The organism is Cellulophaga sp. Hel_I_12, assembly GCF_000799565.1.
In the GTDB taxonomy this organism is placed as follows: domain Bacteria; phylum Bacteroidota; class Bacteroidia; order Flavobacteriales; family Flavobacteriaceae; genus Cellulophaga.
In genome coordinates this window covers 1391315-1412616 of record NZ_JUHB01000001.1, presented here as the reverse complement: position 1 = coordinate 1412616, position 21302 = coordinate 1391315, and the positions used below count along the sequence as shown (strand labels likewise).

Annotated in this window: 17 protein-coding genes; 3 read left to right on the top strand and 14 right to left on the bottom strand. The window is 36.8% G+C overall.

The window, feature by feature from the left end; genetic code table 11:
* The first annotated feature begins 1 nt into the window (after window position 1).
* Both GQ45_RS06425 and GQ45_RS06420 read left to right on the top strand, forming a co-directional pair.
* Window positions 2-2353, top strand: a complete 2352-nt coding sequence (locus tag GQ45_RS06425; RefSeq protein ID WP_047416096.1) for an MFS transporter — start codon at window positions 2-4, stop codon at window positions 2351-2353.
* A gap of 84 nt (window positions 2354-2437) precedes the next feature.
* Complete coding sequence (locus tag GQ45_RS06420) at window positions 2438-3352, top strand: glycosyl hydrolase family 17 protein (protein WP_047416094.1); 915 nt, start codon at window positions 2438-2440, stop codon at window positions 3350-3352.
* A 161-nt stretch (window positions 3353-3513) separates the two neighbouring features.
* Here GQ45_RS06420 and GQ45_RS06415 read toward each other — a convergent pair whose 3' ends face one another.
* The 14 genes from GQ45_RS06415 to GQ45_RS06345 form a co-directional block, all read right to left on the bottom strand.
* On the bottom strand, window positions 3514-3927 hold the full coding sequence (locus GQ45_RS06415) for a DUF6691 family protein (RefSeq protein WP_047416092.1): 414 nt from the start codon (window positions 3925-3927) through the stop codon (window positions 3514-3516).
* A 1-nt stretch (window position 3928) separates the two neighbouring features.
* Complete coding sequence (locus GQ45_RS06410) at window positions 3929-4489, bottom strand: YeeE/YedE family protein (protein ID WP_047416091.1); 561 nt, start codon at window positions 4487-4489, stop codon at window positions 3929-3931.
* A gap of 192 nt (window positions 4490-4681) precedes the next feature.
* A complete protein-coding gene (locus GQ45_RS06405; RefSeq protein ID WP_047416090.1) occupies window positions 4682-5587 on the bottom strand; it encodes a mechanosensitive ion channel family protein in 906 nt (301 codons plus the stop codon).
* Between the two features lie 86 nt (window positions 5588-5673).
* The gene (locus GQ45_RS06400) at window positions 5674-6246 is read right to left on the bottom strand and encodes a helix-turn-helix domain-containing protein (protein WP_231555164.1); all 573 of its coding nucleotides are present in this window, start codon (window positions 6244-6246) and stop codon (window positions 5674-5676) included.
* Window positions 6247-6407: 161 nt separating this feature from the next.
* Complete coding sequence (locus GQ45_RS06395; RefSeq protein ID WP_047416087.1) at window positions 6408-7121, bottom strand: gluconate 2-dehydrogenase subunit 3 family protein; 714 nt, start codon at window positions 7119-7121, stop codon at window positions 6408-6410.
* Between the two features lie 3 nt (window positions 7122-7124).
* Window positions 7125-8843: a GMC family oxidoreductase gene (locus GQ45_RS06390; RefSeq protein WP_047416086.1), complete on the bottom strand. Its 1719-nt coding sequence runs from the start codon at window positions 8841-8843 to the stop codon at window positions 7125-7127.
* 348 nt (window positions 8844-9191) lie between these two features.
* A complete protein-coding gene (locus GQ45_RS06380; protein WP_047416082.1) occupies window positions 9192-10229 on the bottom strand; it encodes a serine hydrolase in 1038 nt (345 codons plus the stop codon).
* Window positions 10230-10532: 303 nt separating this feature from the next.
* On the bottom strand, window positions 10533-12629 hold the full coding sequence (locus GQ45_RS17510) for a c-type cytochrome (RefSeq protein ID WP_081980891.1): 2097 nt from the start codon (window positions 12627-12629) through the stop codon (window positions 10533-10535).
* A gap of 171 nt (window positions 12630-12800) precedes the next feature.
* Window positions 12801-13196, bottom strand: a complete 396-nt coding sequence (locus tag GQ45_RS06370) for a hypothetical protein (RefSeq protein ID WP_047416081.1) — start codon at window positions 13194-13196, stop codon at window positions 12801-12803.
* Window positions 13197-13350: 154 nt separating this feature from the next.
* Window positions 13351-14610 carry a nitrate/nitrite transporter gene (locus GQ45_RS06365; RefSeq protein ID WP_047416080.1) on the bottom strand — a complete coding sequence of 420 codons (1260 nt, stop codon included), beginning with the start codon at window positions 14608-14610 and terminating at the stop codon, window positions 13351-13353.
* Between the two features lie 121 nt (window positions 14611-14731).
* Window positions 14732-15250 (bottom strand): nuclear transport factor 2 family protein, encoded by a 519-nt coding sequence (locus GQ45_RS06360; RefSeq protein ID WP_047416079.1) that lies wholly within the window; start codon window positions 15248-15250, stop codon window positions 14732-14734.
* Window positions 15251-15433: 183 nt separating this feature from the next.
* Window positions 15434-17521, bottom strand: coding sequence for an acylase (locus tag GQ45_RS06355; RefSeq protein ID WP_052188137.1), 2088 nt, complete (start codon window positions 17519-17521; stop codon window positions 15434-15436).
* A gap of 304 nt (window positions 17522-17825) precedes the next feature.
* Window positions 17826-19070, bottom strand: a complete 1245-nt coding sequence (locus tag GQ45_RS06350) for a DUF2254 domain-containing protein (RefSeq protein ID WP_047416077.1) — start codon at window positions 19068-19070, stop codon at window positions 17826-17828.
* A gap of 113 nt (window positions 19071-19183) precedes the next feature.
* Entirely contained in the window at window positions 19184-19936 is a 753-nt protein-coding gene (locus tag GQ45_RS06345; protein ID WP_047420114.1) for an SOS response-associated peptidase, read from the bottom strand.
* A 148-nt stretch (window positions 19937-20084) separates the two neighbouring features.
* Between GQ45_RS06345 and dinB the strand changes: the two genes are divergently transcribed.
* Window positions 20085-21302, top strand: coding sequence for a DNA polymerase IV (dinB, locus tag GQ45_RS06340; protein ID WP_047420112.1), 1218 nt, complete (start codon window positions 20085-20087; stop codon window positions 21300-21302).

The window sequence follows — 21302 nt, the reverse complement described above, 5'->3', positions numbered from 1 at the left end:
CATGGCAACAACTTCGAATTCAGTTCCAATGGGTCAAAAAATAGCCTTTGGGTTAGGGATGCTTTCCAATCAAATGTTCCCAGCTGCGCTGGCTATTTTTATGGTGGTGTTGGTGCAAGATTATGCCTTTCCAACCTGGATGTGGGGAATTTTATTTTTTCTTCCGCGTATTTTTGATTCCGTAACGGATCCAATTATGGGATTTATTTCCGATAATACAAAGTCTATTTGGGGCAGACGAAGACAGTATGTGTTTTTAGGAGCGGTGATAATGGGAATTTCTTTTTCATTGATGTGGCAAATTTATATCGTAGATGGAGTGAGTTATAACTTTAGCTATTTCTTAATATGGTCATTGGTTTTTTATTTAGGCCTTACCATCTTTTCCGTACCCTACGTTGCCATGGGTTATGAGATGAGTGATGATTTTCATGAACGCACCAACATTATGGCTATAGCCCAATGGATAGGACAGTGGGCTTGGGTCATTGCACCTTGGTTTTGGGTGGTGATGTATGATGATAGTTGGTTCGGAACCACAACAGATACTACCAGAACTTTGGGTGTTTGGGTTGCCGTTATTTTTGCAATTTTAGCTATGGTGCCTGCTTTTTTTATTAAAAGTAAGTCTACTAAAAATGATGAAAGTTTGACGCCATTAACCTTAAAAACTATTGGAGGAAGTTTTAAACAGATTATAGAAAACTTTAAAGAAGCCTTTAAAATAGAGCAATTTAGAAAGTTGTGTTTTTCAACATTTTTAATCTACAATGCATTTAATGTTGTCGCTGGTTTTTCATTTTTTATTGTCGTCTATTATTTATTTAATGGGGATGCAGCAGCTGCAGGTCTTTGGCCAACCTTATTAGGGAGTATAGGGGCCTTATCCACTACTTTTTTGGTTATCCCTATTGTGGCAAAAATGTCGAAAATCATGGGAAAAAAGAAAGCTTTTATGGTTTCTCAAGGTATTTCTGTTTTGGGTTATGTGATGCTTTGGTTTTTGTTTATTCCCGGCAAACCCTATATGTTTTTATTTGCTTTACCCTTTTTCTCTTTTGGGATTGGAAGTTTGTTTACGCTAATGATGTCCATGACCTCTGATGTTATCGATATTGACGAATTAAATACTGGAAAACGCAGAGAAGGGGTTTTTGGAGCTATTTATTGGTGGATGGTAAAGTTTGGTTTTGCCATTGCTGGATTATTAACAGGCGCTATTATGACCTTGGTGGGGTTTGTGCCAGATACTGTAAATTCTGAGGCATCTATTATGGGCATACGACTGTTTTACTCAGGCTTACCAATAGCAGGCACATTAGGAGCGCTGTGGATTATGCGTAATTATAACCTTACCGAAGAGCGGGCCGTAGAAATAAGTGTAGAATTAGCAAAACGAAAAATAAAGAAGAAAGCGAAAGAAGTGTCCTCCGCATATGGTGCTGGTCATTTACTTTCGGTTTTAAATCATACTATTCAACTCGCGCCCTATACAGAGATAGATTTTTCAGATAAAACCATAGAAGATGCAAAAGTCATGTTTGCAGATAAACTCAACAGTAAGTTATGTGGTCTTTGTTTTAGTCCCTATGTAGAAGGACAAGATACCGGTGATATTCTTAAGGAGAGTCAAATACGTCGGCGTATGGAGGTTATAGCACCTTACACCCATGCGATTAGATCGTTCTCCTGTACGGAAGGTAATGAGTTGATCCCAAAAGTGGCTCATGAAAAGGGTTTGAACTCTATTGCTGGAGCATGGATTAGTGAGGATAAAGCGCGCAATGAGAAGGAGATTAATGCCTTGATAGCACTTGCCAAGACAGGGGTAGTCAATGTCGCGGCTGTTGGTAACGAAGTATTGCTCAGAGGCGACGTATCCGAGGAAGAACTCATAGGTTATATCAATAGAGTTAAAGAAGCGCTTAAAGATTTTGATGTTGCAGTGGGTTATGTGGATACTTATTATGAGTATTATACAAGACCTAATTTGGTAGATGCCACGGATATTATTTTAGCCAATTGTTACCCGTTCTGGGAAGGCTTTGGTATTGAAAGTTCCCTAGAACATTTAAGAGAAATGTACGCCTTAACTAAGTATGTGTCTAAAGGTAAGAAGGTGATTATAGCCGAAACAGGTTGGCCGAGCCAAGGGAACGCAAATGAAGATGCGCATCCATCCCTTATAAACGCCATGAAGTACTTTATACAAACCCAAGAATGGGCAAGTAAAGAAGGAGTAGAAATCTTTCATTTCTCATCTTTTGATGAATCCTGGAAGGTACGGGTTGAAGGCGAACTAGGAGCACGATGGGGTATTTGGGATAAGGACGAAAAACTCAAGTATAGTTAAACGTATAGGCTTACTGATACAAAAGCAAAAGAATTAACCTTGGGTTAGTTTAACGAATGGAACACTAATAAAAACATTAGAAAAATGTCATATAGAAACGAGGAATATCATGCCTACAATGGCTTAGATTTTAAGGAGCATTCAGGTATTGATTTTAGTACCTACTCCAACACAGATGATCTAAAAAAACTATGGAGAGCAACTTTAAATAAAGGAATGCATGGCCTTTGTTTTAGTATGTATGAAGATGGGCAAAAGCCAGGTGACATCATTACCGTGGAACAGGTGAAGAGAAGAATAGAAATTATTAAACCCTATACCCAATGGGTACGCTCTTTTTCTTGTGTTGAAGGAAACGAGCACATTCCACGAATTGCCCATCAACATGGTATGAAAACCTTAGTAGGTGCTTGGTTGGGCAGTGATAAAGAAGATAATGAAAAGGAAATTGAAGGTTTAATTCAATTGGCTAAGGAGGGATGTGTAACAATAGCCGCGGTAGGAAATGAGGTGCTCTATCGAAATGATTTGCCTTTAGAAGAACTTTTAGAATATATAAAACGTGTCAAAGAAGCAGTTCCCCATATCCCTGTGGGTTATGTAGATGCTTATTATGAATTTTCAGTACATCCAGAATTAGTGGCGCTTAGTGATGTTATACTAGCTAATTGCTACCCCTATTGGGAAGGCTGTCATATAGATGGATCCTTAGCGCACATGCAGCAAATGTATGGCCAAGCCGTGCACGCTGCACAAGGGAAAAAGGTCATCATTACAGAAACAGGCTGGCCAAGTGAAGGGGGAAGCTTAAGAGGTGCATTTTCTTCAGAAGAGAATGCGATGAAGTATTTTATAAATACCCAAGCTTGGGCCTCAAAGGCGAATATAGAAACCTTTTATTTTTCTTCTTTTGACGAGTCTTGGAAAACAGGAGACGAGGGCGATGTTGGAGCTTACTGGGGTTTGTGGGATAAAAACGAAAAAATAAAATACCTTTAAGTCTGGACTAAAAAAATTTAATGTTGCTCAACTTTTAGGGGTTATTTTATCTCGTGATACCTAGTAGGTTGGGTCTTCTATTTGTTTAGGGTCACAAAAGAAGACCAAGCCTTTAGCTGTAGAGTTTTTGACCCCTTATGTTCGTGTTTTTGACAAGCACTTTAATGCGGTAATTTATTTTTCAGGAGTCCATACACAAAAGTGCCTAATAAAGCAGCGGCAATAACGATGAGCATGCTAAATACACCTGTGCCTACTAAAATATACATAGGACCTGGGCAAGCCCCTGCCAAAGCCCATCCGAAGCCAAAAATAGTACCACCCAGAATGTTCGCTTTATAGTTTTTTTCTTTTTCATCTGGACTAATAATTTGTCCAGAAATGCTTTTTAATTGCAATTTTTTAGAAATTAAAAAAAATACAACACCGATCGCCACTGCCGATCCAATGATGCCATACATGTGGAAGGATTGAAATTTGAACATTTCATAAATTCTATACCATGAAACTGCTTCAGATTTTACTAAAACGATTCCAAAAAACATACCAACGATTAAAAATTTTATTGCCTTCATTTTAACTAAATATTAGGGGTAAAATAAAAAATGTCATGACTAATCCGCCAATAAAGAAACCAATGACAGCGACTAAAGAAGGAAGCTGTAAGTTGCTTAATCCCGTAATGGCATGGCCAGAGGTGCAACCTCCGGCATACCTTGTTCCAAAACCAACAAGAAAACCAGCGATAACAAGTATGGCAATTCCTTTTACACTTAATACTGCATCCCAACTATAAATTTCTGGGGGTAAAATTGTTGTGCCAACATTTTGAAAACCTAAACCTTTTAAATCGCTAATGGTTTGCTCGTTTAAAGCAATTGCCGAACCATCGGATAAAAAATATACGGCAATAAACCCGCCTAATACAGCACCTACTGCTACGATTAAATTCCATTTTTGGGACCTCCAATCGAACTTAAAAAAATCAGCATACTTATCTGCACCACCAATAGCACATAGGGTTCTTAGGTTAGATGACATGCCAAAGCTTTTGCCAAAAAGAACTAAAATAATCATCGTAAATGCAATCAAAGGACCAGAAACATACCATGGCCAGGGTTGAAGAAGAAATTCCATTTTTTTAAGCTATTTTTTTTGAATTTAATGCCAAGTTAAATGATTTGACAGACTTGGCAAAGTTGAATAAACATTCAAGTATTACAAAAAAGTTTGAATGATTTCTTTAGACGTAATTAATTTTTATAATTACATCTAACTAGGGAATTAATCAGGAGAAATCACTTAAAGTTTGATATTGCGTGGTAGTTTTTATTCTTTTTTTATATTAATATTTGGAATTTGAACAATCTCAAAAGTTGCAGAAGCTAGTTGAACTTTTCTATTTGTATTTTCTATTTCTTTTCCAATACGCTCATTTAATATGTGTTTGGTAAGCCTTCTTTTTTTATAGTCAACTATGTACCGAAGGTTAAACTGAATCCAATTATCAGTCATAGTGATGGCTAATGTTGGTGCTACCTCAGCATTCTCTATGTAATATTTATTGACCACTTGGTTCCATTGCTCCATAGATTCCGTTACATAATCAGAGAGTGTTTCAGAGGCAATTTGAACGATAATTGTTTTCGCTAGTTCTACATCAGAACCATATCTGATAGGCAAATTAAATTCATCCCATACAAATGGAAAATCTTTTGAATAGTTATATACGGGACCCTTAAAAACAAAGGCATTACTTAATTTTACAATTCTACCACTATAATTATCACTAGAAACCCATTCTCCAATTTCCATCATGGTCGTATAAATACTATCGATGTCAATAACATCACCTTTGATGTTATTTATTTCTATTCTATCGCCAGGTTTATAGACTCCGACAAAAAAGATATAGAACGAGCCTGCAACACTTAAAATTAACTCTTGCAGGGTAATGGTAATCCCCTCAGTGAGTAATCCAATGGCTAAAGCAAAGTCTTTAATGCTACCGGAAAAAAAAGAAATGGTAACGATAAGCAATAATATATAACCAATAAACTCAACCCCTTTTTGAGATTTGTATCTAATTCCTATATCCGGTAGATTTCTCCTTAAAAAACGTCTAAGGAAAGCAATGGTTATTAATATAAATACAGCCCAAAGTACATATTTAATGATATTATAAGAAATGGGATGTTCATTTAACCATTGTTGTATGTTTTCAATTATTTCCATGGTCTTTAATTTCGATAGTAGTTCTTTAAAAAATTATGTTTTTATAAAAGTTAAAGCTATTTTATTTTAGGGTATTTTAGCAACATCTACCTAATTATCTTGAATATTTTTGGATAGGAGGTGAAAGTTTTTTTGTCTTTGATTCTCAATGCACTAATAAGTGCTATTCCAATATTAATGATGTTTAACAGTATAAAAAAATACAACAATAGATCAGGAATATAGGCATGTTCGGAATTGGTGATGTGCAGCGAAGCAGTTAATACACTTGAAAAAAATGTGATTGAGGTTAATACGGTCCAGATTATTTGAAAATTTAATAGCCGAGTTCCAGTTTCATCTAATTTTATAATTTTATCTTTTTTTGAAACCCAAAAAATCAATGGAATTAATATATTTCCAATGGGAATCACCAAATAGCTAATGACGGATAAATGCATCAACATTAAAAGCTTTGAGTCTTCTTTTTTACCGTAATGCATTATTTTTTCAGGTAAGGTGTCTAATGTTTCACAAATAAGTTTTAGGGTATTTGCACTTGGTTTGTTTTCTCCATTTTCTATCCTTTGAATGGTTCTCAAGTTTACTTTTGCTTTTTCCGCTAATTCTTCTTGAGTATAGCCTTTTGACTTTCTCAGTTCAACGATTTTTTGACCCATGTGTTCCATTTTTTCAATGATTATTGTTGAGTCAAAGCTACTCTAGTACTGTGCTAATTGATAACGGTATCATTATGACAATTTTACGACATCTATGTCAATTCGTTGATTTCTACCTATGGTTTAATTAAAAACACCGGCAATTGCTGTATGCAATACGATTAAGACAATAAATTTCCTAATTCATCCCATTGAGCAACATCGTTTCTTTTGCTTTGATCCACACACTTGGCTAGCCATTCTTCTTCGTAAAAAACGCCATGTTGCTTAAGAACATCATCGGGAACACCATCCCAAACGTTGGGCTGATTTCCTTTATAGCCTAAATCTGCAATCCCCACTTTTGAGGTATAATAGCCCGTTAAAGTTAGGTTGCGCACTACAGAAAAAAACTGCACTTCAAGGGGTCTTTTAGCTTCTGGAATTTCAACATCTGGATAGGCAATGCTATCTAAAATCTGTTTTTGTTGCACCTCTGTAGCTGCTTTAAACTCTGCATTAAATAAAGAATTGCTTTCATGGTCTAACCACATAAGGCCTCCTCGTAAAGTGGCTTGCATTGGCGGGTAATCTTTAGCCATAAACTCCATAAATTCTGGAACTCCAGCTTCAGTAATGGAGCCTTTATCGTCGGGAGGAAGAATTAAATTTGCCAAAGTAGTAAGACTATCCATTTCATGCGGATTAAAAAATTGCTCCGCATTTAATTTTTTAATTATTTTGAGCTCTTCTGGTGTTCTTCCAAAATAATTTTCGGTAGAAGCTGCGATAGCTTCTTCAGTATTTGTTGCATTCTCAGGTTTACAGCCGTGCATAACTAAGCCTCCTGCAACGCTCCCTAAAATTATTGATTTAATACTCTTTCTTCTATCCATGAGTTAAATATTTTGCATTTTTAACTGTTCAACAATGTAATCAGAAGTTCTCCAAGAGAGTGCTAAAATGGTCCAAGTAGGGTTTTTGTCGGCTTGTGAGACAAAAGGGCCTGCATCGACAATAAAAACATTATCAACCTCGTGTAATTGTTGGTGTTGGTTGACTACTGAAGTTTTAGGGTCATCTCCCATTCTTGTAGTTCCTACTTCATGGATAATCCATCCTGGAGGTGCTATTCCGTAATTTTGTTCTTTAGTGGGTTTTTTACCGAGTACTTCCCCACCCATATTATGAATAATTTCTTCAAAAGTATCGTGCATGTGGCGTACTTGTTGAATTTCATTATCGGTCCATTTATAATCAAATTTCAAGACAGGAATACCAAGTTCATCAACTTTTGTAGCATCTATAGTACACCGGTTATTTTTTTGAGGAATAGATTCTCCACGGCCCGACATACCAACGGTAGCGCCGTAATATTTTTTTACCTCATCTTTAATACCTGCGCCATACCCCCCAACTTTAAGACCAAAAAACTCGTTATACTGGTTGTGGTTAAAGCCAAAACCATAGCTTGGCATGCCTAGTCCGCCCCACATTTCAATATGATAACCACGGGCAAAGTTTAATTTTTTGTTGTCTCCCCACCAAGGAGAATACACGTGCATACCACCAGTACCATCTTCGTTATAGGTTTTTCTATTCATTAAATCAGGGATAAAAGCAGCTCTGTCACTTCCTGTAGAATCATGTAAATAGCGACCTACAATATCGCTGCTATTTCCTAAACCGTTCGGGTGTTGTTTGCTTTTAGAATTTAATAAAATACGTGCTGAACTACAGGCCGACGCGGCTAAAACAACTATTTTACCTTTTAGGGTATATTCTTTTCGGTCTTCTTTATTAATGTACGATACGCCAGTAGCTTTCCCTTCATCATTTGTAATGACTTCACGCACCATGGCATTCACGAATAAGTCGATCTGCGCCCCACTTTTTTGGGCAGGAAATATTAAACATGTCCCTGAAGAAAAGTCGGCGTGCACGCTACAGCCTCGAGAACATTGTCCGCAATAGAAACAAATACCACGATCTTTATTGATTCGTTTGGTAAGCATAGACATTCTAGACGGGTAAACGGGAACATTAGATTTACGAGCACCTTTTATGTAGAATAATTCGTGTAACCTGGGTTTTGGTGGCGGTAAAAAAAAGCCATCGGGATCATTTGGTAAGCCCTCATTCGTGCCAAAAACACCGATTAATTTATCTACTTTGTTGTAATAGGGTTTTACATCTTCATAGCCAATAGGCCAATTGTCTCCTAAGCCGTCTATACTTTTTCGTTTAAAATCATCAGGACCAAATCGCAGTGAAATGCGGCCCCAGTGGTTGGTTCGGCCTCCTAACATTCGTGATCTATACCATCTAAAATCGCTGCCTTCGGCATTCGTATAGGGTTCATTTTCTATAGTAAAGCCACCGTAGGAACTGTCATACTCTCCAAAGTGACGCACCGTATTAGCACCCCTTCTTGGCGATTCGTAGGGCCATTTTAATTGTGTTTGTTGTTCTGGAGCACCAGGATCAAAATAAGGTCCAGCTTCTACAATAGCCACTTTAAGTCCTGCTTCTGATAATATTTTAGTTGCCATTCCGCCACCAGCACCGGACCCAACGATAATAACATCATATATTTTTGATGATTCAATAATTTCCATGTAAAAGTATAATTTAGTGGTTGATCACAATATGAGTTCAATTTACTTAATTTTTTGTTGATACTACAGATTAGCATGGTTAAAAAATGGCTATTCGGAATTGAATTCAAAGAATCTAGGAATCTCAAAATCAGGTTATACTTTTATATTTTATAGGTGTATGGAAGGTTTTTTTGAGCTGGTAGCTGCCCTATGGGTATTTACAAGGCTTTTTGCTTCCGGTCAAGTACCTAAAAATAAAATAGGTGTTATTTTTAAAACAATTACAATGGTGCGAAATGTACATGAGTATTTTCATTCATTGCCATGGGGTACGTTTATGCATAGTACGTTCATACAATTTTATAGCTAGTTTTTCTTTCTCACTATTTTTACTATTCTATTATACATTATTTCTGACAGACTCCAATTGTAGCCATCGAAGTCGACCGTATTTGTAAATTGAATAACCACTGCATCTATGTCCTTGTGGTATTTAGCAATGGTTTGATAGCCAGGAATCAGACCTGTATGTTCAAACTCGTATAAGGAGCTATAGATTTCCTGTTCTTGTTTATTTGTAAAGGCAGAACCATTATTCAGTGCTCGAATAAATTTACCTAAATCTTCTGCTGTTGCTAACATCAGGCCATTATCGTCCATCTTTAAGTCATTTTCATAACCTACATAATAGCCACTCATGACATCATCTGCATTGACATCTAGAATGGAACCATAGGTGTTATTGAGATGTAGGGGTTCTAAAATATATTCTTTGATGTACTCAAACCTTGTTACTCCGGACACCCTTTCTATGAGTTCAGAGAGTAATAAGTAATTTGTATTGCTATATTCAAAATCTTCGTTAGGTTCAAAATTGGCGGGTACATCAAGCACCAATTCTAGGCGTTCTTGGTCGTTTTGTTTCGGATGTACCCAATAATTTTTGGTATCCGTATAATTCGGAATTCCACTTCGGTGTTGAACCATCATTCGCACGGTAATTTTATCCGTATTTTCTATTCGACCCACTAGTTCAGGAAAGTAATCAGCAAGTGTTTTGTCTAAGGATAATTGTTCATTATGTGCTAATTTTGTTATTGCTAGTGCTGTGTATAGTTTGCTAACACTAGCAATTTTAAACAATGATTTTGGGTCGGCAGGAACTTTATTTTCTCTGTTTTTGTAGCCTGAAGTAAAAAATTCTGGTGTATTGCCTTTTTGATCTACGTACACAATAATTCCATCAAAACCGTAGGTAGTCGCTTTATCTACTTGTTCCTGAACTGTTTTAGGTAATGGTGTTAACCACGCTTTTAGAATAGGCCAAGGAACAAAGTATAATGAGCTTATTGTTCCAACGAATAATATAATTTGTAGTATTCTTTTAGATCTTGCTTTAGTCATCAAGTTGAGTTCAAAAATGAATTATTAAATGGCCTAACCAGTTTCTTTAGTACGCAATAAATAGCACTTAGATAAAAAATAGGGCAGCTCTATACTATGTTTGGAAAGCTTTTTCCTTAGACCAACACCATCTCATCCTATTCGTATAAATATATAAAAAATTATAAAGATGGTGTAGGTATTCCGCTTGGCTGTGATTCGGTGTGTATTCAGGCTTTAAATGAACCAATAAAATCCAAAACCGCCTGCTGGCAAGCAAAAAATAAGCTTTAGTTTCTATCGTGTTAATTGCGGCACCTTATCTTACTGCCCATAATTAACCGGATAGCCTAATTGTCCCCAAACCAAAATACCTTCATCTATGATGGCTGTGTTTTTATAACCCAATCTTCTCAAGGTACTTATTACACGGCCTGAAGCGGCGTGCGGACAGGCGCAATAAGCTACAATCCAAGTATCATCATTAGGCAGGTCGCCTACAAATGCTTCTGGCTCTGCGTAATAGGGTACAGGTACCGATCCTGGAATGTGGGTTTGTCGCCAAGCCACTTCTGATCGTGCATCTAAAATAATCATGCGAGCACTGTCTTGTAGCGCCTGATAAACTTCTTTCGCAGGAACATAAAGTCCTTTTCGTAGATTAAATTTTGGTGCTTTGTTCCTAGGGTTCAAGATATACTGATCAGGTTTCGGTACACTGATGGTATCCGTACTTGGTATATTCCAGCCGGAGGCACGAGTCCTTAAAAAGGCTGTTAAACCGTTAATTTCATCCTCAGTTAAGGAGTCTTTGTAGGCGATCATTGGTGTGCCATCTCTCCCCATTTTAATGGCATATTTTAAGAATTCATCTGTTGCTGTAGCTAAAAGCATAGAATTGCCAAGGGCAGGTGCTGAGACACCTTCGCCATCTGCCCCATGACATACTGAACAGGTATTTGCATAGAGCTCGGCGCCTACAGCGACATCTCCGGTTACAGGTTCTCTTGAGAGTTCAATAGGTTTTTCTACGCCACTTTGTTCATAGAGCCATTGCAATAACAGTTCAATTTCAATGTATTCTAAGGGGCCACCTTGTGTGTTTAAATAGCCCCCCATAGCCGTTCCCGCTCTACCGTATTGCACCGTATATCTTTGAAAATTATTGGTCAAGGAAGTTGCCATTAATGAATGAGAGCGCAAGGATGGAGCATTATCTGCGGCGTAGCCTTCTCTATTTTTACCATGGCATAAAGCGCAATATTTTTGGTACATTCCCGCAGCATTACTGCTAGCTGTACTATCTAGTTTAGCTCCTATTTTATATTGTTCTGCCAAGAGAGCCTGTTCCTTGGGCTCATTTACAAACTCTATTTGAACCCCATAAGCAAATTGGCGTGGTACGGTGATGGTATGTAATATGGTATCGCGTATAAGGGCCTCTGCTGGTAAACGTTGATTTAGATACTGAAAAGTAGAATCAATATTTTTTACATCAAAACGTAGGGCATATACTCCAGATCCACGTTCCGCAATAAACTTTGACATATCATCAGTACTGGATTCGGGGGTATTGAGCACCAACTCTTGATGTTCTTTTATTTTAAAGTGCGCTGTATTTTTAGATGCATTAGCGTTTGAAGCCTTAAGCCCCATTTTTTCAATATCCTTACGGGCCATATCGAGATCCTTAACGGCTACCCGAACAGAATTGATACCTACAACGCCATTTGGATGGTTCGAAAAACTTCTGTAATAGGCATAATAAGTCTTCCAGTCTTTATGCATTCTTTCATAATCATTAGTAGCATCTTCAATAAACTGGGGTAGGTAGGTACCCTGTGTATTTCGAAAATCTAAACTGCGTTCTTGTAATCCACCATCATCTCTTGTCCACCCTTTAACTGGCTCGATTGACGTACGGTATGCTCGAATAGAATCCATCTCAAATCCTTGCTCATTCAACCACAAAGCGGTCGTGTCTACAGAAGAACTGGAAAGGTAATACTGTTGTATACCTTCATGATTCGCCAAGAATGACCTAATAAAAGTTGGTGGGGCATCCATAATTAAAGAATCTTCAACAGAAAGAAAATCTAGTTTTGAAGCATCTGGAAAGTTGATGCTAGTCACTAAAGTTCCATCAAAAAAACCTTTTTTAAACGAATCAGCTTTAGCCATTTTAAAGCCAAGGGTATCCGCATAAAAATCTCGTGCGCGAGTTAAATCGTTAACCATAAGCATTGACCCATGAAGTCCATGCCCTATACCCAAAAGCGAATACTCTTTTTTTATAGCCTGAGGTTCCTTATCTGCGCAAGATGCAGAAATAATAATAAGCAGTAGTGCTATGATCTTTAATAAGGCTGAGGTAAAGCTTTTTTCAGCGATTTCATTCAAGTGTTTGAGTATCGAGAACATATAAGGATGATTGGTTGGTTGAATATTTGGTGAGACGCATTGTTTGCCATTGGTAAGTATGACTATTTTAGAAAGGTATTTTTTTGTTTCATTATTCTAAAGAATTTAATAATAGCTTACAGGTTTGTGGTCATGAGGTAAAATAGTATTCTAAGGTCTGATTTTCTGCATTCAAATGCAATTTAGGTTATAAATTATTAATCCGCCTAATAAAAAAGCAAAAGGCGCGAGTAGTCGAATAAAAAGCGGTTTAAGAATAGCTGCACTTTTCAATGAAAATTGATGATGTATTTTTCTCGGCACAAAATAAAGTACGAGAGAAGTGATCAGCATTATTCCTCCAAAAACCTTAAACGCTGCAGGAAATTTAGAAAATTCCGAGCATATTATGAGTGCTATGGCTGGTAGTAGTCGGATCGTTATTTCCGCATAGTTTATAAAATTTGTACTACCAGCTTTTCTTAATATACTCCTTGCTTTTTTTGGATGAATCAACATGATACATCCAATAAAAATGATAAATAATCCGAAAAATAGTACAATCCATTGAGCAATTTCTATGATCATATTTTAGGTACGTATTACTTTAAAAACAATTGGTGTACAAAACCCAGCGTATAAAAATGACATTAATTTTTCGGATGAAAACAGCGTCGAATTTTTATAGTATGTATTACTTTTTTTATTTTAATTGGTCTCTTTGAAACAAGAAAAAAAAAGCTTAATTCAGCGACTTCTTTCCATACAATCGGTAATAATACCATGCTGCTATACTACCTATAAAAGAAAAGATGGCCAACATCCAAAAAACATGTTGATGCCCTTGTATACCTGGTGAATTTTCTAAGAGATAGCCCATCGCTGGCCCTGCAAATATATCTGGTGTATAACCGACAATAGATATAAGACCAACTGCAGTTCCTGTAAGAACCAAAGGAATTTGCCCTCGCTCCATGACTGCGAAGTATAAAGAACGAGCGGCATATACTCCAGTCGCCACGATTAATATCGATATAAAAAACAAAGCCGTTGAAGCATCTGAAATCAAACCTAATGCGAACAATAATGCTCCAAAGAAGGAAACAATAAAACCAATAACCAACCATAAGGTGGTTTGTGAGCGATCTGCCAATATTCCGATTAATATTCCGATGACAGGACGGATAAATAGCAAAAAAGTGCCTACCTGAGCAGATTGCACTTGGTCAAAAAGCATCACATCTCGAGCATACAAGGAAAACACATCTGTGATTTTGTAGCCAACATATGCACATAAAATAATGATCATCAAGAGCCATATAGAAGGTAATCGTAATACTGCTGTAATTTGTGTTTTTGTTATTTTTTCCAGGATAATCTCTTTTTCTATTTCATGATCTAGTTTTAAAAAGAACCATACCAATATTCCAACCAGAACAACTATCAATGAGGACACTAGGATAACCTGCTTAAACGCGGCTCTACTTTCGTAGATGCTTAGCTCAGCAACTTCTGAAGTAATAAAGAATGAAAAAATGAATACACCCATAGTTCCGAATAATGCGCCTACCAACCCGCGCCCACCATCCAAAAAGCCAAACGCTTTGCCTTGTGACGTAGATCCACCCCAAACACGAGTAGCCTTAATCATTGGTGCCCAGAATAAAAAAATAGTGGTAAATCCCCAATAGCCATAAAGTATTTTTAATACTAAATAACTAGGAAATGTAGCATATACCAATCCTCCTAGAGCAGTCATCCATAGCGCAACGGCAATCAATTTTCTTGGAGCAAACTTGTCTGCTAAGGGGCCACCGAAGATATACGATAACAAGGCAACAATACCGTATATTGAAAAACACAAACCTAGTTGAATGTTGTCAAGACCAAATACTTCAAGTACCGTAGGTCTAAAGACTCGTGAAAGAACAAATGGAAGAATAAATACGGACTCTCCTGCTAAAATAAGTAGCAAAAGAAAGTACAAAGGGATTTTTTTCATGTAATCGGATTCATTCTTTTAAAGAAATTCAAAAAATTTTCTTGTATGACAGCTAAGGTATGTATGTTTTTGCAATATTCCCTTAATTGCTATGCCCTATGTACATGGTTGTAGCACGTTTTTAGCTTTCTTCTATTTTCAGAGGAGAATGATGTTCACTTACAATTTTCCATCCTTTATCGGTCTTTACGAATAACAATGAAATTTGGTCGTTTACAACCACAAGGTCCTCGCCAAATTTAAGATGAAAATCAGAATGAAAGGTTACGTTGGCTACATCACCATACACTGCAACCATCATATCTTTAGTGTCGAATTTCACCACTTCGGTGACAGCTCCAAAAGTATTGCGTTCAAATTCTTCATTAGCTTCACTTCCATTGCGTGCTGCTCCATTTTTAAATTCAGTAAACTTTGGACTGTAGGCATGAAACGCAATTAGTTTGTCCATGTCTCCATCCTTAAGGCTTTGCACAATGGCGCCCCAGGTTTCCAATAATTCTTGTTTTGCTTCAGGAAATTCATCATTAATTAAATCTATTTTCACCTCTGCAACGTCTACTTTTTCTTCCTTTTGTTTGCAACTTATAATTACAATTCCGAAAATTATAATCATTACAAATGTCAATTTTGTTTTCATAATTTTATATTTAATTGATTATTAGTTGATTATAAAGATAAGGAATTTATTATATAGCCTTTATCTAGGACGGATCAAAATGTGCGACAAGGTGTTTGGGTATGCATAGTTGCATGGATTAGTGATTAAATTTCCAAACAAAGAAAACCAAGGCAATTGTTTATAGCAATTTTCAGCCTTTGGTTATTTTTGTTCACGAAATCCATTCTCAGTTTTTACCTCAATCCGGGCAGTATTTGATTCAACTTCAGCTTTTGTAAACCAAGCATCACGCAATTCTTTCTTAGAAAACAATTCTAACTGGTCACCATTATGCGGGGAGTCTTTTTGAGTTGCATTACCATAAGATAGTAAGACTTTTGCTCGCACTTTATCACCGAACTCAATGACACCGACCCATGAATCTCCGCCACCTACAAACATATTAGTATCATTAGCTCCACCAGGCCAGGCCACTCGAAAAACGCCCATTGAACCATCTATCCCATTTGCTGGTAGATTTATGCCATTATAGTTTATTCGAAAATAATCTCCCCATTCGGTGTCTAAACGTCCAAATTTGGTTTCGATTTCGATGGCGGCCTGTTCCAATAATCCAACCGCTCTATCTGGGTCTGCAATACCATCTGGCGTTGTGTTTGGAGAGTCTATACTCCATTGTTCGGTATAATTAGCGCTCCTACTTGCATTAAATTTGCTTGCCCAACTGTAAAATAAAAGCATGCCTTTACTGTTAGCATTAGCTGCTCTATCCCAATTTTCCAGTACTTTTTTTGCTTCTTTTGCTTTTTCGGAATCAGAATTATCAACGGCAGCAAATAAATCATCTAAAATTCTATCTGCAAATTCTAGTCGGGTTGAAAGTTTGTATTCTACTAGTTCGTCAAAAGTTATTGATTCATCCTCCATAAGCATTCTCGCTGAGCGCTGTGGTCTAAAAGGCATGTATTGAGGAGCCATATAGCCAGGATAATCTTTAGGATTTAGGGTCATTGGTATCGTACTAGTCCATGGGGGATCATTGGCATTTTGAAGCCAACCTCCGACAGGATTTTTTACTTTGGGCAGGTCGGCATAATCATGAACTTCTGTCCAGATATCCTCCGATTTTCCACCAGGAATAACGCGGTCCCAATAATCCCAGGCATCCGTAGTTCGTTTAGGAACTAGGCCATTGAATACATAGAAAATTTCACCTTGCTTATCGGCATACATCACATTCCAAAAAGGTATTTGAGCCATTTTCAGAGCATCCTCAAATTCATCAAAAGTGGAACTATTAATCATACGCCACCATTGTAAAAACATATTTGGCCTATCCAAGCCGACCATACGTAATGCCAAAACCTTATTTTCCGATGTATTTACCACAGGACCATGAACCGTTTTCATCAGGGCGATTTCTTGGTCTATCGTGGTGCCATCGTCTTGTTTTATTTTGATAATTTTTGATGAGGCCTCAAATTCTTTTCGTTCACCATCTAATACATATCCCCCGTCTTTCAGTTCTAGTTCGTAGGTATCGGCATTGTCAATGGTATTATCGGTATGACTCCAACCAAGGTTTTCATTAAAACCAATTGCAATACCAGGGAAGCCTACGAGTGTTGAACCGTACATGTTTTTCCCATTTAAATTTAAATGTGACTCAAAGAATAAAAATTCTTTCCACCAAGGTAAATGCGGATTTTGAACCAACATGGCCTTACCTGAAGCCGAACGCTTTGGTGCAATAGCATAGGTATTTGAACCCATATCAGGCCATTCTTGTACACGCCCCAGATCATTTCCACCAATGAAACGAGTGAAAATAACATACATACTGTGCATGTTCATGTCCTTTGTGGTTAATGGCAGCACAACTTTATTTTTTTCATCCACGGCATCCGGATAAGCAGCTACATAAGCATTCATTCCATTTATAAAAGCAGTATAGATGGTTTTGATTTCGGGGTCTTGTTTTTTTTCCCAATCATCGGCCAATTCGTCAAAACCAAGGGTATGAATAAGCCTATCATTTTCGACTTTCTCCTCACCCCAATATTCGGCACCCTTTCCTCTAGAGCTGCCATATAGTTCTAAAATAAGGTTAGCATGATTATGCATTTGAGCCCATCCTTGGGCAAAAAACAATTCTTCGGTGGTAGTTGCCGTGATATGCGGAACACCCCAAGTATCCCATGCAATTTTAGTTTGTATTTTTTCAGGTTGAGCACATGAGGCGATTAAAAAAGAAACTACACTAAGCGTAAAAAGAAGTTTGATTTTCATAATTTTTTATTTAAAAATTGGTTTTGTCTTTCATAATGACCGCTAAGATGTTGGTATAAGATTAGTTGTGGGGTTTAAGTACTAAAGTTAACAAAAAAAATTAGAGATAGAACGTCCGCAGCTATGTTCTTAAGTTGGCAGTGACCTAGCAATGAATTAAACACATCTTAAGTTTGTTATTCTTTAAATTAGATAAATAAATCACAGACCTTCTTGTAGGCCAGTAGAATATTCTGCCGAAATGTTTGGTAGTTGGTAGTGACCAAGCGATGAATTATTGATGGTATTGTGCTTTTATCTTTGTTTATTGATTTTTATTAAATAAACAATGTGCTCTTAAAATAGCGAGATCGTCTTTAAATTTTATTTCTGTTGCAGCTCTATTGTAAGCCTTTATGGAATGTTGTATGGCAGCTTCTTTTAATTCTGGATTAGTAAGGGTCTCTATGGATGTCAATGCTTTCTGTAATCTCAGCATCACCTCAATATTATCGGCACCTTCTCTAGCAATTGGTCTGAAAGCATCATCAAAGAAATCTTGAATTGAGATTTTAGGTACTTCTACACGATCATAGGCTACCGTTTCATCATTGCTATTTTCCATTGCTTCCTGCCATAAAAAAAACAATCTTTCATGGCTACCAATAATTTGGATTGCCGTTCCAGGGTCATTAATGCCAGGGGATAAGGCTCTACTTGCAATTTCAGTCAATGATATCAATCCAAATCTGGGATCTTCATCAAATAATCTTGTTTGACCTACAAGAATAGCATTGTTTATGCTTTTTTGAATCTGATTAATATCCAAATTATGGTCTGTACTAATGTGTGCAATAGCAAAATTTTTATGGACAAACTTACCCGGAAGACAATTTAGTTGAATTCTAAACCCTTTTTCTTGAGCCAGTATTTGTAAGGACTCCAAATTGATATGTTGAACGTATCCAATAGAATCTGCGAAGATTGCTTCTCCATTATTGAACTTATTTTTTATTGGGTGAGCTTTTAGATAAGGATGTTTTATATATGTGGATAAACATCTCGATGCAACTGTTTCTACTTGATGTATGGTGTGCTCTAAACGTCCTAATCTTGAAATTCTATCTACCCATCTTAAAAAGGTAAGTATAACAACTGCAAATAATAATAATGTGAGCAAAAACAGAATAAATCTACCTGCTTTTTCATAATATCCATTATCAAGTGCTATTGTAGCAACGATACTAAATATGAATGCGCCGATAAAAATCGACAGTGCATTCTGCGATACATCATCTGTGACTACAATTTTGAAAGATCTTGGGGTTGCGGTACCACTTGCTGACGAGAATGCGGAAAGCATTGATGCAACAGCAAATATGGATATGACCAACATGCTCGCTGAAATAGTATCTAAAAGGCCTTCAATTGATTCAGTATCAATATTGGGAACAAGGTCATTAATTCCAATTCCATCGGCTTGATGAGCGACTAAAGCTCCAGCAACTGAAAACAAACAAAATAGTAGGGGTCTAAACCATAGCTGCTCGCGAAGTCTATTATAATAAATTTTGAACTTTTTTTTTCATTTGATGCTAGCTTGATTTATTTGATAATTGTTGGTAATAATATATAGAACATATGTTTTATATACTGCTAATTTAAGATATATCTTTTATATCCTTAATACTCAATCATCACTTCATCATAATGAAAAGGCTGAATAACAGCAACAGGATCCACTTCAGTATTTCTCTTATACAGCGCTTTACTTATAGGATACGCATGTAAGGAGGTATCAGGCAAGTCATCATGAATTACATTTAAAATGTCATTTTCTTTTAAGGAATCATTCAACCAAACATCAATATGGTCATCTTGTAAAATAACAGGACGCCTATTTTTTTTATTGTGAATCTTTGCAAACAGGGGAGTGGCTTCTTTGGTAAGAATGCTAAACGTGATCATTTTATCTTTGGTGATGGCATAAATACCCGCTAAGTGAATAGGGTTTTCGTTTTTACGATGAAAGTAAAAAGGCACTTTAAAATCTTTTCCATTTTTCTTAGCGGTATGTGGTTCGTAAAAACCATCTACAGGAATAATACAACGTTTGGTGAATACACTATTTTTATAGTTGTTCGATTCAAATAATTTTTCTGAACGTGCATTTAATCCGGACCCATAAGGGCTAGTCTTTTGATAATATGCCTTAGCATTAGCACCCAATTCGTAAGAGGGGATCAATCCCCACATAACGGGTATCATGTGTTTGCTTTTTTGTTGTGGAATAATCCACATCGTAGGGTGCGCAAAACCATTAGCGTAAGCATAGATTAATTCAGTGTCTTGTTCTAAACTTCCATAAATAGCTTCAACCTTATAAAAAGTCTCTAATTCCTTTGCTTTTTGGGTGACTCTAGTTCCGTAACACATGTAGGCTTGTTTTAAAGCTTTAAAATACAAAATTTAAAAGAACTAGAGGCAAATTAAACTTGTTGAAAAGTAAACTGTTAAACTTCTATTTTGAACTCGATTATTATTTAATTTTGGAAATAATCCAAATATGTGGATTTTATCCAAAATGAAAACAGAAGCGATTTTACATCTTGATTTAGATACTTTTTTTGTGTCTTGCGAAAGGCTTATTGATTCCAAATTATTAAAACGGCCACTTTTGGTGGGTGGCATTGGCGATCGTGGAGTCGTAGCAGCGTGTAGTTATGAAACTCGAAAATTTGGGATTCATTCGGGAATGTCGATGAAATTAGCACGACAACTTTGTCCCGAAGCTACCGTTATTAGAGGAAACTCTAGCACCTATACCAAACATTCACAAACCGTCACCGAAATCATCAAAGAACGTGTTCCCGTTTTTGAAAAAGCCAGTATCGATGAATTTTATGCGGACTTAACCGGAATGGATCAATTTTTTGGCACCTATAAGTTTGCGACAGAATTGCGAAATACCATCATCAAAGAAACAGGATTGCCTATTTCTTTTGGTTTATCTACCAATAAAATAGTATCTAAAGTAGCCACAGGAGAAGCCAAACCCAACAACCAAATGCGGGTAGATGTTGGATTAGAAAAGCAGTTTTTAGCCCCTTTGTCTATTCAGAAAATTCCTGCAGTGGGAACAAAGACCTATCAGACCTTGCGAAATTTAGGCATCACCAAAGTGCAAATAGTACAAGAAATGCCCTTAGAGATGATGATAAGTGCTTTAGGTAAGCACGGACAGACCATTTGGAAGCGTGCTAATGGTATTGATAGACCTGCTTTAATTCCTTTTCATGAACGAAAATCAATTTCAACCGAACGAACCTTTGATAAAGATACGACCAACATGGTACAGCTGCGTACAACATTGACGGCTATGGCTGAAAACTTAGCCTATCAATTGCGTAAAGCAAATAAATTAACGGCATGTATAGCCGTTCGTTTGCGCTATTCAGATTTTCAAACCTATACCAAACAAATCAAAATTCCCTATACGAGTGCTGATCATATTTTAATCCCTAAAATCATAGAACTCTTTGAACGTTTGTATGAAAGGCGATTATTAATTCGGTTAGTAGGTGTTCGTTTTAGCGATATTGTTACCGGCAATTATCAAATTAATTTATTCGATGACACCGAAGAAATGTTGAGTTTGTATAGTGCGATGGATCGTATCCGAAAAAAATACGGTGAAAATAGCATTATGCGCGCCACTTCTATGGGGGCTAAAAGTATAGGTCGTTTTGACAACCCTTTTAACGGCGAACCTCCGATGGTATTAGCACATAGAAAACAATAA

Bases quoted from the DNA above. Each gene is read 5' to 3' on its own strand.
- GQ45_RS06405 (WP_047416090.1), bottom strand. From the start codon at position 5,587: ATGGAAATAATTGAAAACATACAACAATGGTTAAATGAACATCCCATT.
- GQ45_RS06415 (WP_047416092.1), bottom strand. From the start codon at position 3,927: ATGAAGGCAATAAAATTTTTAATCGTTGGTATGTTTTTTGGAATCGTT.
- GQ45_RS06410 (WP_047416091.1), bottom strand. From the start codon at position 4,489: ATGGAATTTCTTCTTCAACCCTGGCCATGGTATGTTTCTGGTCCTTTG.
- GQ45_RS06395 (WP_047416087.1), bottom strand. From the start codon at position 7,121: ATGGATAGAAGAAAGAGTATTAAATCAATAATTTTAGGGAGCGTTGCA.
- GQ45_RS06360 (WP_047416079.1), bottom strand. From the start codon at position 15,250: ATGAAAACAAAATTGACATTTGTAATGATTATAATTTTCGGAATTGTA.
- GQ45_RS06365 (WP_047416080.1), bottom strand. From the start codon at position 14,610: ATGAAAAAAATCCCTTTGTACTTTCTTTTGCTACTTATTTTAGCAGGA.
- GQ45_RS06400 (WP_231555164.1), bottom strand. From the start codon at position 6,246: ATGGGTCAAAAAATCGTTGAACTGAGAAAGTCAAAAGGCTATACTCAA.
- GQ45_RS06355 (WP_052188137.1), bottom strand. From the start codon at position 17,521: ATGAAAATCAAACTTCTTTTTACGCTTAGTGTAGTTTCTTTTTTAATC.
- GQ45_RS06370 (WP_047416081.1), bottom strand. From the start codon at position 13,196: ATGATCATAGAAATTGCTCAATGGATTGTACTATTTTTCGGATTATTT.
- GQ45_RS06425 (WP_047416096.1), top strand. From the start codon at position 2: ATGGCAACAACTTCGAATTCAGTTCCAATGGGTCAAAAAATAGCCTTT.
- GQ45_RS06420 (WP_047416094.1), top strand. From the start codon at position 2,438: ATGTCATATAGAAACGAGGAATATCATGCCTACAATGGCTTAGATTTT.
- GQ45_RS06380 (WP_047416082.1), bottom strand. From the start codon at position 10,229: ATGACTAAAGCAAGATCTAAAAGAATACTACAAATTATATTATTCGTT.
- dinB (WP_047420112.1), top strand. From the start codon at position 20,085: ATGAAAACAGAAGCGATTTTACATCTTGATTTAGATACTTTTTTTGTG.
- GQ45_RS17510 (WP_081980891.1), bottom strand. From the start codon at position 12,629: ATGTTCTCGATACTCAAACACTTGAATGAAATCGCTGAAAAAAGCTTT.
- GQ45_RS06345 (WP_047420114.1), bottom strand. From the start codon at position 19,936: ATGTGTTACGGAACTAGAGTCACCCAAAAAGCAAAGGAATTAGAGACT.
- GQ45_RS06390 (WP_047416086.1), bottom strand. From the start codon at position 8,843: ATGGAAATTATTGAATCATCAAAAATATATGATGTTATTATCGTTGGG.